Below are 12,668 nucleotides of genomic sequence, written 5' to 3' on the forward strand. Positions count from 1 at the left end.
TTACAGCAAGGGTTGTGTCACTGAGAATTCCATGCTTACATGTCGATAGTGATGTGCATGATGCACATTGATGATGACGCACTGACCCGACAGTGCGGCACTGTCCAGTCGGGACGGGCGTACGCAGCCTCGACACAGGACCGTGGGACAACGCCAGGCCGTACGGCAATACGGTCATGCACCGTCACCTGGTCCGCTGCCGTACGCCCGCCTCCGACCGGCGACGAGAGGCGGGCCGATGACCATCTACCTGTCCAGCAGCCTTGCCGAGCGGGACGCGGCCGATGCGCGGGCCGCCTACGACATGCTCGACGCACACGTACTCGACCGGGAGACCGGGCTCTGCCTGGTCTGTCTGACACCCGGTCCGTGCCGACCGGCCAACGCTGCGGCGAACCGCCTCGTCGAGTTGGGGCGACAGGTCCTGGCGCCCGAAGCCCGAAAGCGCCGGTCAAGCGGCTGGCACGACTGGCTCGGCGCACTCCGACGATCCCTGCCGCGTACCGCGCCGCTGCTGACCGCCGCCTGGCGGCGTCGCCTCGGAACGACGGCCACCGCCGCGAAGACGTGACTGCCCGGCTGCCCGAGATCCGGATCGGCGACATCCTGGAGGTCGCCGAAGGCTACTACTGCTTCGGCCTCGGTCGACTGGTCCTGGAGGTCGTCGAGCTGGGCCGCCGGGAACGACACACCGACGGCACCTTCCGAGGCGACCGGACTGGGCCTGCGCCGGCTGCGGCGACGACTGGCCCTGCCCCGACCAGCAGGCACGATTCCTCATCAACTACCGGCACAACCGGCTGGCGCTGCTCAGCCACCTCGGCAGGTACGCGGCACTCGCGGCCACCGACCTGCCCGATCTACCTCCGGAGGAGATCCGTACCCGCTTCCTGGGTTGGTGTGCCGGACCAGCCTGACCTGGCGACGGCAGGCCCGTCCAGCGGTGGGCGAGGTTCAGCGTTCGAGGATGGCTACCACGCCCTGGCCGCCGGCCGCGCAGATGGAGATCAGCCCGCGTCCCGAGCCGCGCTCGGCGAGCAGCTTGGCCAGGGTCGCCACGATCCGGCCGCCGGTCGCCGCGAACGGGTGGCCGGCGGCCAGCGACGAGCCGTTGACGTTCAGCTTCGCCGGGTCGACGGTGCCGAGTGGAGCGTCCAGGCCCAGCCTGTCCTTGCAGAACTCCGGCGACTCCCAGGCCGCCAGGGTGGCCAGCACCTGCGAGGCGAACGCCTCGTGGATCTCGAAGTAGTCGAAGTCGGCCAGCGTCAGCCCGGTCCGGGCGAGCAGCCGGGGCACGGCGTACGCGGGTGCCATCAGCAGCCCCTCGTCGCCGTGTACGAAGTCGACGGCGGCGGTCGTCGAGGCGCCGAACCAGGCCAGTACCGGCAGGTTGTGCGCCTTGGCCCACTCCTCGGAGGCGAGCAGCACGGTCGACGCCCCGTCGGTCAGCGGTGACGAGTTGCCGGCGGTCATGCTGGCCTGCTCGGCGTCCGGCCCACGGGTGCCGAAGACCGGCTTGAGCCGGCCGAGCTTCTCCACGCTGGTGTCCGGGCGGAGGTTCTGGTCGCGGGTCAGCCCGAGGTACGGCGTGACCAGGTCGTCGAAGAAGCCCCGGTCGTACGCGGCGGCGAGCCGCTGGTGCGAACGGACCGCGAGTTCGTCCTGGGCCTGCCGGTCGACGTTCCAGCGCCGGGCGGTGACCGCCGCGTGCTCACCCATCGACAGTCCGGTACGCGGCTCGGCGTTGCGCGGGATCTCCGGCCGGAACGGCTGGGCCGGGCGCAGCCGGGTGGCGGCGCGCAGCCGCCCGCCGAGCGTCCGGGCGGCGTTGATCTCCAGCAGTGTGCGCCGCATCTCCTCGTTGACGGCCAGCGGCGCGTCCGAGGTGGTGTCCACGCCACCGGCGACGCCGACGTCGATCTGCCCGAGTGCGATCTTGTTGGCGACCAGGATCGCCGCCTCCAGGCCGGTGCCGCAGGCCTGCTGGAGGTCGTACGCCGGGGTGTGCGGGTCGAGCCGGGAGCCGAGTACCACCTCGCGGGTGAGGTTGAAGTCCCGGGAGTGCTTGAGCACCGCACCGGCGGCCACCTCGCCGAGCCGCTCACCGGCCAGGCCGAACCGGGCGATCAACCCGTCCAGGGCGGCGGTCAGCATGTCCTGGTTGGACGCCCTGGCGTACCGGCCGTTCGAGCGGGCGAACGGGATCCGGTTGCCGCCGAGGACCGCGACGCGACGTACGGCTACGGGTTCCATGGTGACGCCTCCAGAACGCAGGGTTGTTCCTACCTTACCCGCGAGTAGGCTACGGGCATGAGCGACAGGTACGCGAGCTTCGCCCACACCGGTCCCGGCCGGGCGCTGGTTCGGCGCCTCGGCCTGCCGGACCCGCCCAGGCTGCGCCGGTACCGCCCCGGCGACCCGCTCAGCCACGGCCCGGTACGCCTCGACGCCGCCCCCGGCGGTCGCCTGGTCGAGCCGCTGGCCGCGCTGCTGCGCTCGGCCGGCGTCCAGGTCTCCGACCCGTCGGAGTCCCGAACCGCCGCCCTGCTCTTCGACGCCACCGGCATCACCGACTCCGCCGGGTTGCGCGCACTCTTCGACTTCTTCCACCCGCTGGCCCGGGCCCTGCACCCGTCCGGCCGGGTGGTCGTCTTCGGCACCCCGCCGGAGTCCTGCGGCACACCCCGGGAGGCGACGGCGCAACGCGCCCTCGAAGGACTGACCCGCAGCATCGGCAAGGAGTTCGGCCGGGGCAGCACCGCGCAGCTCGTCTACGTCGCGCCGGGTGCGGAACGGGCCGTCGAGTCGACGCTGCGCTTCCTGCTCTCCGGCCGCTCGGCGTACGTCTCCGGGCAGGTTATCCGGATCGGCCCGGCCGAGGTGCCCGAGGTCGACTGGGACCGTCCGCTGGACGGCCGGATCGCCCTGGTCACCGGTGCCGCCCGGGGGATCGGGGCGACGGTCGCCGAGGTGTTGGCGGCCGACGGCGCCCAGGTGGTGGCACTGGACGTGCCGGCGGCCGGTGACGCGCTCGCCGAGGTCGCCAACGCCGTCGGCGGTACGGCGGTGCAGCTCGACCTGACCACGCCGGACGCGCCACTACGGCTGGCCGACCACCTCGCCGACCGGCACGGCCGGGTCGACGTGCTGGTGCACAACGCCGGGATCACCCGGGACAAGACGCTCGGCCGGATGACCCCGGACCGGTGGGACGCGGTCCTGGAGGTCAACCTGACCAGCCAGGAGCGGATCAACGAGGTACTGCTGGACCGTGGGCTGATCCCGCGCGGTGGCCGGCTGATCGGGGTCTCGTCGATCGCCGGGATCGCCGGCAACCGGGGCCAGACCAACTACGCCACCTCCAAGGCCGGCGTGATCGGCCTGGTGCACTCGATGGCGCCACTGCTGGCCGAGCGCGGCATCACCGTCAACGCGGTCGCTCCGGGCTTCATCGAGACCCGGATGACCGCCCGGATGCCGATGATGCTCCGCGAGGCGGGCCGGCGGATGAACAGTCTGGCCCAGGGCGGGTTGCCGGTCGACGTGGCACAGACGATCGCCTGGTTCGCCTCACCCGGCTCGGCCGGCGTCACCGGCAACGTGGTCCGGGTCTGCGGACAGAGCCTGTTGGGGGCCTGATGACCGACCTGCCGCACGACACCGGGGAGCAGCCGGCCGCGGTGCCGGTCGAGTTGGCGGCGGTGCCGGTTGCCGGGCCGCTCTACCGCCGGGCGGCGATCGGACTGGCTCCGGGGTTCGGGTCGGCCCGGCGCGCCGACCGGCTTCCCGGGACGGTACTTGTCGTCCGGGGAGTGGCGGTGGACCGGGACCACCTGGTGGAGTACGACCGGGTGTGCGGGTTCCGGCTCGCCGACGCGCTGCCGCCGACCTATCCGCACGTGCTGGCCTTTCCGCTGGCGCTGCACCTGATGAGCGCACCGGAGTTTCCGCTGCCCCTGGTCGGGCTGGTGCACGTGGCCAACCGGATCGACACGTACCGCCCGATCGACGCGGCGGAGCCGCTGGACCTGGCGGTACGCGCGGTCGACCTGCGCCCGCACGAGCGGGGGCGGCAGTTCGACGTGGTCTGCACCGCCTCCGTCGCCGGGGAGACGGTCTGGCGCGGCGTGTCGACGTACCTGCGGCGGGAGCGTACGGCCGCCGGGGGCGACCGGCGCGACCCGGGTGACCGGCCGGCCGCGCCGGCTCCGACCACGTTGTGGCGGGTGGCCGCCCGGGTGGGTCGGGAGTACGCCCGGGTCTCCGGCGACCGCAACCCGATCCACACCTCCCGGGTCGCCGCCCGGCTGTTCGGCTTTCCCCGGCCGATCGCGCACGGGATGTGGAGCAAGGCCCGCTGCCTGGCCGCGCTGGAGGGGCGGCTGCCCGAGGCGTACACGGTGGACGTGGCGTTCAAGCTGCCGGTGCCGCTGCCGTCGACGGTGGCCTTCTCGGCGAGCCGGGGGCGGAGTTTCGGGCTGCACGACCCGGCGCGCGGCCGTCCCTACCTGCTCGGCGAGGTGACCCCGGACGGCGGGATGATCAGGTCCGATCCGGACTGATCACCCTCTCGGGCCAAGCCCGACAGGACGGCACAAACATCGAGATTTGCCGTTGACAGGATAGAGGGCCATCGATAGTCTTCACTCGATGCTGGAAAGCGCTTTCCAGCAGCCCCGTCCCCGGCGCGGCCCAGATCCGTCGGCCGCACCGTCCACCCACCGCTGGCGGCGTCCGCGTCCCACCCGCCCGGCCGCCGGGGTGGACCACTTCCGCTCGGAGGTTCCCCTGTGTCCAGCACCGAAACCACCACCCGGCGCACCCGGCGGCTCGTCCGGGTGCCGCTGCTCGCGGCGGCCACCGCCGCGAGCCTCGCGGCCAGCTCCCTGGTCGCGATGCCGAGCGCCTCGGCCGCTTCGTTCAACCTGGAGGGTTGGGCGACCCAGTGCGGCGGCACCAGCGGCGGCGGCAACGCCTCCCCGGTCACCGTCAGCGACGCCAACGGCCTGATCAGCAACATGCAGGCCAGCGGTGCCCGGGTGATCCGGTTCTCCGGCACCATCTCGCTCAGCGGCATGCAGAAGGTCGCCGCCGACAAGACGATCATCGGAGTCGGCGCCAACGCCACGATCACCGGCGGCGGGCTCAACGTCGCCAGCGTCAGCAACGTCGTCATCCGGAACATCAACTTCCGGAACTGGGGCGACGACGCGATCAACGTGCAGTACTCGAGCCGGGTCTGGATCGACCACAACAGCTTCAGCAGCGGCTCGGACGGCGCGGTCGACATCAAGCGCAGCTCCGACTGCGCCACCGTCTCCTGGAACCGGGTCTTCAACCACGACAAGTCGTTCCTGCTCGGCCACTCCGACAGCAACGCGGGCGAGGACGTCGGGCGGCTGCGGGTGTCGTACCACCACAACTGGTTCGACGGGTCGAACCAGCGGCACCCCCGGGTCCGGTTCGGCAACCCGGTGCACGTCTACAACAACTTCTACCGGGGCAACGGCGGGTACGGCGTCGCCTCCACCTGCAACGCGGGCGTGCTCGTCGAGGGCAACTACTTCGAGAACGTCAGCGACCCGTACCACCGCGGTGAGGGCAGCTCGCCGGTCGGCGGCCTGGTCGCCCGGAACAACCACTTCGTCAACTCCGGCTCCGGCCAGGCCGGCGGCAGCGTCAACGGCATCCCGTACGGGTACTCGCTCGACCCGGCCGCCAACGTGAAGTCCATCGTCACCGGCGGCGCCGGCACCGGCCGGATCTGACCGTCGCGCACGGCGTCGGCCGATCGACCCGCGCCAGCGGCGACGCGCCGGGTGCTCCGGTCCCACCGGAGCACCCGGCACACGACCCGTCGGCCGGCACGGTCAGCCGGTCACCTCATGACGCGTGCGCTCCGTCGGAATTGCCGGTGGCGGCGTTGGTGCTGTTGGTGCCGGTGGCGCCGTTGGTGCCGGTGGTGCCGTTGGTGCCGGTGGTGCCGTTGGTGCCGGTGGTGCCGTTGGGTTACCCGCCGTTGGTGCCGGTGGTGCCGGTCGACGTGACCGGCCGGTCCGGACGGTGGACGCGGCTAGGCCGGCGCGGGCCAGGGCCAGCAGACCGGCGAGCAGGGCCACCGCCACGATCGCGTCACCGACGTCCGGGGCGAAGAGCCGCACCTTGGCCAGGCCGGCGCCGTCCCAGAAGGCCGGGATCGCCCAGACCACCACGGCCGCCAGCCCGGCGCAGCCGACCACCCAGCCGGCGGCTCCGGCGACCGCCCGGCGCACCGACCGCACCGGCCCGGTCGGGCGCCGGAAGGCCCGGACCACCGACCAGACCAGCAGACCGAGCAGGAGTACGGCGACCGCGGCCAGCCCGGCGAGCAGCCAGTCGAACGTCGGGTCCTCCGCCTGGGCGGGCGCCGCCTCGGCACCGTGCAGAATCCGGGCGACGTCGAAGGCGGCCGAGGCCAGCGGGCCGTCCATCGGCAACCCGTAGACGTTCGTCAGCACCACCACGGCAAGATCCGACCCGGGCACCAGCACGATGTGCCCGAACGAGCTGGCCGTCGCACCCGCGTGCCAGACGATCCGCTTGGCCGGAACGCCCAGGGTGCCCTCCCGCCAACCCATCGCGTACCGGCCGTCGCCGCCGGTGGGAACCTGGCCGGGGTGCAGCCGGGCCATGTTCTCCGGCGACAGGACCGCACGACCGGCGTACCGGCCCGCGGAGAGCTGCGCCGAGACGTAGTGGGTCAGGTCGGTCAGGCTCGCCGCCAGGAAGCCGTACGACACCCCGGAGCCGTCGAAGGACGGTTCGAAGCGCCGCGGGCGGCCGAGGTAGTAGCGGTGACCGGGCGGAATCCCGAGCGCCTCCGCCTCGGCGCCGGTGGCGGCGGAGTCGACCATCCCGAGCGGGTCGAGCACCTGCCTGCGGAGGTATTCGCCGTAGCTCTCCCCGGTCACCTCCTCGACGAGTACGCCCAGGATCATGTAGTTGGCGTCGCTGTACTGGTGCACTCCGCCCGGTTCGGCCGTCGGGCTGACCGCCGCGAGGTCGCGTACCGAGCGGGCCAGCGCACCCGGCGTGTTGTCGTACCGGTCGGTGAGCCCCGTCGACGCCACCTGCGGCAGACCCGTCGTCTGGACGAGCAGGTGCCGTACGGTGATCCGGGCCGCCACCGACTCGTCGGCCAGCCGCAGCCACGGGACGTACCGGCGGACCGGTGCGTCCAGCTCGACCCGGCCGGACTCGACGAGCTGCATCACCGCCAGCGCGGTGAACGACTTCGACACCGAGCCGAGGACGAAGGGCGTACCCGGCGTGATCGGCTCGCCGTTCCCGTCGACCCCCCAGGCGCCCTGCCCGACGACCCGGTCGCCACGCACCACCGCGTACGCCAGTCCGGGTGCCCGGACGTCGGCCATGTACTCCCGCAGATGGCTCTCCACCCGGGACATGTCGTCGGCCGGGGGCGACGGCGGCACGCCGGCCGCCGGGCCGACCCCGGTGGCCACCGCCAACGGCAGGGCCGCCAGCAGGGCCAGCACGGTCAGCACGGCCTGCACGGCCTGCCTTCCTCCGCGCGATTCGCTGATCATCTCGTTCCCTCCCCCGTACGGGTGCCGCCGGTCGCCGGACCGGCACGCGTGCGGCTCCCGGTGGACTCAGCCGATCTGGCTGAGCAGCCGTTCCAACTCGGTCAGCCGTTGCTTCACCTCGGCCAGTTCGTCCCGGGCGCCGCGTACCTCGGTGCGCAGCCCGGTCAGTTCCCCGGCCGTCGCGGTGCCGGCCTCCGCCGTCCGGGTCTCCGCCTCGACCACGCGCTCGACCAGGGCGCGGTACGCCGCGTCCCCGACCGTGCTCCGCCGGGCCCGGTAGAAGCCCAGGCCGACGAAACCGACGACGGCGACCAGGGCGACCGCCACCGCGGCCGACGCGATCGTGGCGGTCTGCGCGATGTCCAGGTCGGCTGCCAACAATGTGCTCACTCGCTCGTTTCCTCTCCCGATCCGCCCGCTGCCGGGCCGTTCTGTTCCGCCGTGCCGGTGACGCCCGCTGCCGGGTCCAACGTCGGGACGGCCTCGGCGACCACCTGCGGGGTGACGGCCAGCGCGAACGGCACCACCTCGAAGTACTTCACCGAGCTGCCGTCCCGGGCCGTCTCCAGTTCACCGGTGACCAGTCCGGCCGCCTCCAGCCGCTGGAGGTGCATGTAGAGCAGCGGCCGGTTCATCTCCAGTCGGCGGGCGAGCTGGCTTACGTAGCTGCGGCCCTCGGCGAGGGCCGCCACGATCCGCAGCCGGTGCGGGCTGGCCAGCGCGGTGAGCATCCGCAGCAACTGCTCCCCCGAGGGCGGGGCCTGCTCCATGCGTCCCGTTCCTTCCCCGGTGTCAGATGCATCTGACACCCCCCTGTCAGACGAGACTGACACCCCCGACGACAAACGTCAAGCAGCAGGGGTGGGGATCAGCCGGCGGGGTGGGTCCGGGGTCAGCCCTGCCGGGTGGGTCCGGGGTCAGTCCTGCCGGGTGGGTCCGGGGTCAGTCCGGCCGGGTGGAAGGTGGTCGCCAGCGGCGGCCGGCGAGCAGGTTGCCGGCACCACTCCAGGCCATCTCCATCATCCGGCCGGCCATCCGGTCCGGATCGGCGTCCGGCTGGTCGGCCAGCAGGTCGGCGACCGACTCGGCGGCGCCGACCAGGGCGTACGCCATGATCTCCAGTTCGGCGACGCGGGCCTCGCGGCCGTCGGCGGCCAGGCCACGGGCGAGCATCCCGGCGACCACCTCGATGATCCGGCTCCGCATCGACGCCAGTTCCCCGGCGAACGGGGGCTCGCCCCGGGCCTGCCGGTAGAGGACCGCCCAGCCGTCCCGGTGCGCGCCGACGAACCGGAAGAACGCCCGCAGGCCGCGCCAGAGCCGCTCCTCGAACGGCAGGTCCGGTACGACCGCGCCGACGATCGCCTCCATCAGCCGGGTCCCCTCCCGGTGCAGGCAGGCGACGAAGAGTTCTTCCTTCGAGCCGAGGTAGGCGTAGACCATGGGTTTGGAGATGCCGGCCTCGTCGGCGATCTCGTCCATGCTCGCCGCGTGGAAGCCGCGCCGGGAGAAGACCCCGACCGCGGCGTCGAGCATCTGCTGCTCCCGTACGGCCCGGGGTAGCCGCCGGAAGGCGGGCGGAGTCGGCACGCTTGCGAGCCTACCTACTCGTGCGTAGGGTTACGCACGAGTAACCAATAATCTTGACCGGAACAGCGACAACCACCAGCCCTGGAGGACCCTCGCATGACCGACTTCGACCCGGCCAACTTCGCCTCGCTGGAGCCCCAGCAGTTCGCCCAGATCGTCAAGTCCACCCCGGACGACAAGCTGGCCGAGGTGATGAGCGGGGACCTGCGCGGCAAGGTCCTGGACGCGGTGTTCGGGCGGATGCCGGCACTGTTCCGGGCCGACCGGGCCGGCAACACCAACACGGTCATCCACTGGACCATCACCGGCCGGCCGGACGGCGGCTCCGACACCTACGAGATCGTCATCGAGAACGCGACCTGCCAGGTCTCCGAGACGCCACAGCGGGAGCCGAAGCTGACCCTCACGATGGGTCCGGTCGAGTTTCTCAAGATCGTCTCCGGTGGCGCCAACCCGGTGACGATGTTCATGACCGGCAAGCTGAAGGCAAAGGGTGACCTCGGGCTGGCCGCGAACATCGCCAACCTGTTCGACATCCCGAAGGCCTGACCAGGACGCCCGACCAGATCAACCACCCCGGGCGTCCGGCGGAGCCGGCGCCCGGGTCCGGAACGACGAGGGGACGAGGGGACGGCGTGACCGAGTTCTCGCTCGACCTGAACGAGGAGCAGCAGGAGCTGCGCGACTGGGTGCACGGCTTCGCCGCCGAGATCGTGCGGCCGGCCGCCGCCGAGTGGGACGCCCGCGAGGAGACCCCCTGGCCGGTGATCCAGGAGGCGGCGAAGGTCGGGCTGTACGGCTTCGAGTTCATCGCCAACTGCTGGGCCGACCCGACCGGCCTCTCCCTGCCGCTGGCCAACGAGGAACTCTTCTGGGGCGACGCCGGGATCGGCATGGCTCTCTTCGGCACCACCCTGGCGGTGGCCGCCATCTACGGCTCCGGCACCCCCGAACAGCTGCTCGAATGGGTGCCGCAGTGCTACGGCGACACCGACCGGCCGGCCGTGGCGGCGTTCTGCAGCACCGAGCCGGAGGCCGGCTCCGACGTCGCTGCCATGCGCACCCGGGCCCGCTACGACGCCGGCACCGACGAGTGGGTGCTGACCGGGCAGAAGGCGTACGCCACGAACGGCGGGATCGCCGCCGTGCACGTGGTCACCGCCTCGGTGGAGCCCGAACTCGGCTCCCGGGGCCAGGCCGCCTTCGTGGTGCCGCCCGGCACGGCCGGACTGACCGCGACGAAGAAGCTCAGGAAGCTGGGGCTGCGCGCCTCGCACACCGCCGACGTCTTCCTCGACGAGGTACGCGTGCCGGGCCGCTGCCTGCTCGGCGGGCGCGAGGCGCTGACCGAACGGCTCGACCGGGCCCGGAGCGGGCAGCGCGGCAACAGCCAGGCCGCGATGCGTACCTTCGAACTGTCCCGGCCGACGGTCGGGGCGCAGGCGGTCGGGGTGGCCCGGGCGGCGTACGAGTACGCCCTGGCGTACGCCCGGGAGCGGGTGCAGTTCGGCCGGCCGATCGTCGAGAACCAGGCGGTCGCATTCCAGCTCGCGGACATGCGGATGGAGATCGACGCCGCCCGGCTGCTGGTCTGGCGGGCCGCCTGGATGGGCCGCAACAACCGCCCGTTCAGCGCGGGCGAGGGCTCGATGTCGAAGCTCAAGGCCGGCGAGGTGGCGGTCTCGGTTACCGAACGGGCGGTGCAGATCCTCGGCGGCGCCGGCTTCCTCCGCGAGCACCCGGTCGAGCGCTGGTACCGGGACGCCAAGATCTACACGATCTTCGAGGGGACCTCGGAGATCCAGCGGCTGGTCATCTCCCGGGCCATCTCCGGGCACCAGATCCGCTGACCAGCCGCGGATCCAGGGCGGCAGCACAACAGGAGGGAGTACCCCGTTGCCTTCCGACCTCGCGTTCCTGGTCGCCACGCTGACCCGGCGCGGGCTGCTCAAGCCCGGCTCGCCCCGGCGGGTCGCGGCACAGCTCGGCGCCCTGCGGAACTGGGGCTTCAGCCTGGCCGGCGAGCTGCGCCAGGCGGCGGCCCGGGATCCGGACCGGATCGCGCTGGTCGACGAGGAGCGCGGCGAGGTCAGCTACCGGGAGCTGCTGGACCGGGCCGAACGGCTGGCCCGGTCGCTACGGGCCCGCTACGGCGTGACCGAGGGCGACCGGATCGGGGTGCTCTGCCGCAACCACTCGGGACTGGTGGAGACGGCCGTGGCCGGCGGGCTGCTCGGCGCCGACATCGTGCTCGGCAACACCGGCCTGTCCGGGGCACAGCTCGCGGCCGTCGCCCAGGAGCAGCGGTTCCGGCTGCTGGTGCACGACGACGAGTTCCTCGACCGGGTCGTCGGGCTGCCGGCCGAGGTGCACCGGATCGACGAACGGGAGTACCCGGAACTAATGGCCGGGGCGCCGCACGGTGAGCTGCACCCGCCGGAGCGGGACGGCCGGACCATCGTGCTCACCTCCGGCACCACCGGCACCCCGAAGGGTGCCCGCCGGCCCACCCCGAACGGCCTCGGCCCGCTCGTCGCGATCATCGACCGGATCCCGCTGCACCACGGGGTACGGATGATGATCGCCGCCCCGCTCTTCCACACCTGGGGGTACGCCGCACTCCAGATGGCCTTCGCGCTGCGCGGCACCGTCGTACTGCATCGGCGGTTCGAGCCGGTGGCGGCGGTGGCGGCGCTGCGCCGGCACTCCTGCACCGCGCTGTTCGCCGTACCGGTGATGCTGCAACGGCTGCTGGAGGTGCCGCCGGCCGCCACGCCGCCGCTGGAGGTGGTCGCGGTCAGCGGCTCGGCGCTGCCCGGCGGGCTGGCGCCCCGGTTCATGGACCGGTACGGCGACGTGCTCTACAACCTCTACGGCTCCACCGAGGTCTCCTGGGCCGCCATCGCCACCCCGGCCGAGCTGCGCCGGGCGCCGACCACCGCCGGCCGGCCGCCGCACGGCACCCGGCTGGCGATCGTCGACGCCGCCGGCGAGCCCGTGCCGGCCGGTCAGGTCGGCCGGATCCTGGTCGGCAACGAACTGCTCTTCGAGGGGTACACGGCGGGCGGGCCGGAACAGCAGGGTCGGGTTGCCGGCCCGGCCCGGGTACGGCTGCTGGACACCGGCGACCTCGGCCACCTGGACGCGGACGGGCTGCTGCACGTCGACGGCCGGGCCGACGACATGATCGTCTCGGGGGGCGAGAACGTCCATCCGGCCGAGGTGGAGAACCTGCTCGCCGAGCTGCCCCAGGTGCGCGAGGTGGCGGTCATCGGGGTACCGGACCGGACGTACGGGCAGCGGCTGGTGGCGTACCTGGTGCTGCGTCCCGGCGAGACGATCGACCCGGACGCGGTACGCGAGTACGTCCGCCGCTACCGAGCCCGGTTCTCGGTGCCGAGGGACGTCAACTTCGTACCGGCGCTGCCGCGCAACGCGACCGGCAAGGTGATGACCAGGGAGTTGCGCCGCTACCACCGGGCCTGAACCGAG

Annotated in this window: 12 protein-coding genes; 7 read left to right on the forward strand and 5 right to left on the reverse strand. The window is 72.6% G+C overall.

The features are described 5' to 3' along the window. The first annotated feature begins 238 nt into the window (after positions 1 to 238). On the forward strand, positions 239 to 571 hold the full coding sequence (locus O7626_RS33370) for a hypothetical protein (protein ID WP_278064972.1): 333 nt from the start codon (positions 239 to 241) through the stop codon (positions 569 to 571). Between the two features lie 383 nt (positions 572 to 954). On the opposite strand, the gene O7626_RS33375 is transcribed toward O7626_RS33370, so the two are convergent. Continuing rightward, positions 955 to 2,253, reverse strand: a complete 1,299-nt coding sequence (locus O7626_RS33375) for an acetyl-CoA C-acetyltransferase (RefSeq protein WP_278064973.1) — start codon at positions 2,251 to 2,253, stop codon at positions 955 to 957. Positions 2,254 to 2,310: 57 nt separating this feature from the next. Here O7626_RS33375 and O7626_RS33380 point away from each other — a divergent pair, with 57 nt between their 5' ends. From O7626_RS33380 to O7626_RS33390, 3 genes are all read left to right on the forward strand, one after another. Next, positions 2,311 to 3,639, forward strand: coding sequence for a 3-oxoacyl-ACP reductase (locus O7626_RS33380; RefSeq protein WP_278064974.1), 1,329 nt, complete (start codon positions 2,311 to 2,313; stop codon positions 3,637 to 3,639). Further along, a complete protein-coding gene (locus O7626_RS33385) occupies positions 3,639 to 4,562 on the forward strand; it encodes a MaoC/PaaZ C-terminal domain-containing protein (RefSeq protein WP_278064975.1) in 924 nt (307 codons plus the stop codon). The genes O7626_RS33380 and O7626_RS33385 overlap by 1 nt, the downstream gene beginning before the upstream one ends. A gap of 228 nt (positions 4,563 to 4,790) precedes the next feature. Further along, positions 4,791 to 5,768, forward strand: coding sequence for a pectate lyase (locus O7626_RS33390; protein WP_278064976.1), 978 nt, complete (start codon positions 4,791 to 4,793; stop codon positions 5,766 to 5,768). A gap of 102 nt (positions 5,769 to 5,870) precedes the next feature. Here the strand turns inward: O7626_RS33390 and O7626_RS33395 are convergent, their stop codons facing one another. The 4 genes from O7626_RS33395 to O7626_RS33410 all read right to left on the reverse strand — a co-directional run bounded on the left by O7626_RS33395 (position 5,871) and on the right by O7626_RS33410 (position 9,176). Beyond that, positions 5,871 to 7,586: a serine hydrolase domain-containing protein gene (locus tag O7626_RS33395; protein ID WP_278064977.1), complete on the reverse strand. Its 1,716-nt coding sequence runs from the start codon at positions 7,584 to 7,586 to the stop codon at positions 5,871 to 5,873. A 66-nt stretch (positions 7,587 to 7,652) separates the two neighbouring features. Next, entirely contained in the window at positions 7,653 to 7,976 is a 324-nt protein-coding gene (locus tag O7626_RS33400) for a hypothetical protein (protein ID WP_278064978.1), read from the reverse strand. Then, positions 7,973 to 8,356, reverse strand: a complete 384-nt coding sequence (locus O7626_RS33405; RefSeq protein ID WP_278064979.1) for a winged helix-turn-helix domain-containing protein — start codon at positions 8,354 to 8,356, stop codon at positions 7,973 to 7,975. The genes O7626_RS33400 and O7626_RS33405 overlap by 4 nt, the downstream gene beginning before the upstream one ends. A 172-nt stretch (positions 8,357 to 8,528) precedes the next feature. Then, entirely contained in the window at positions 8,529 to 9,176 is a 648-nt protein-coding gene (locus tag O7626_RS33410; protein WP_278064980.1) for a TetR/AcrR family transcriptional regulator, read from the reverse strand. Positions 9,177 to 9,272: 96 nt separating this feature from the next. Here O7626_RS33410 and O7626_RS33415 point away from each other — a divergent pair, with 96 nt between their 5' ends. From O7626_RS33415 to O7626_RS33425, 3 genes are all read left to right on the forward strand, one after another. Continuing rightward, positions 9,273 to 9,725 (forward strand): SCP2 sterol-binding domain-containing protein, encoded by a 453-nt coding sequence (locus O7626_RS33415; protein ID WP_278064981.1) that lies wholly within the window; start codon positions 9,273 to 9,275, stop codon positions 9,723 to 9,725. 86 nt (positions 9,726 to 9,811) lie between these two features. Beyond that, positions 9,812 to 11,026: an acyl-CoA dehydrogenase family protein gene (locus tag O7626_RS33420; RefSeq protein WP_278064982.1), complete on the forward strand. Its 1,215-nt coding sequence runs from the start codon at positions 9,812 to 9,814 to the stop codon at positions 11,024 to 11,026. A gap of 46 nt (positions 11,027 to 11,072) precedes the next feature. Next, a complete protein-coding gene (locus O7626_RS33425) occupies positions 11,073 to 12,662 on the forward strand; it encodes an AMP-binding protein (protein ID WP_278064983.1) in 1,590 nt (529 codons plus the stop codon). The last annotated feature ends 6 nt before the right edge of the window (positions 12,663 to 12,668 follow it).

Source organism: Micromonospora sp. WMMD1102 (assembly GCF_029626265.1).
Classification (GTDB): domain Bacteria; phylum Actinomycetota; class Actinomycetes; order Mycobacteriales; family Micromonosporaceae; genus Plantactinospora.

Bases quoted from the DNA above. Each gene is read 5' to 3' on its own strand.
- O7626_RS33405 (WP_278064979.1), bottom strand. From the start codon at position 8,356: ATGGAGCAGGCCCCGCCCTCGGGGGAGCAGTTGCTGCGGATGCTCACC.
- O7626_RS33385 (WP_278064975.1), top strand. From the start codon at position 3,639: ATGACCGACCTGCCGCACGACACCGGGGAGCAGCCGGCCGCGGTGCCG.
- O7626_RS33370 (WP_278064972.1), top strand. From the start codon at position 239: ATGACCATCTACCTGTCCAGCAGCCTTGCCGAGCGGGACGCGGCCGAT.
- O7626_RS33395 (WP_278064977.1), bottom strand. From the start codon at position 7,586: ATGATCAGCGAATCGCGCGGAGGAAGGCAGGCCGTGCAGGCCGTGCTG.
- O7626_RS33375 (WP_278064973.1), bottom strand. From the start codon at position 2,253: ATGGAACCCGTAGCCGTACGTCGCGTCGCGGTCCTCGGCGGCAACCGG.
- O7626_RS33380 (WP_278064974.1), top strand. From the start codon at position 2,311: ATGAGCGACAGGTACGCGAGCTTCGCCCACACCGGTCCCGGCCGGGCG.
- O7626_RS33415 (WP_278064981.1), top strand. From the start codon at position 9,273: ATGACCGACTTCGACCCGGCCAACTTCGCCTCGCTGGAGCCCCAGCAG.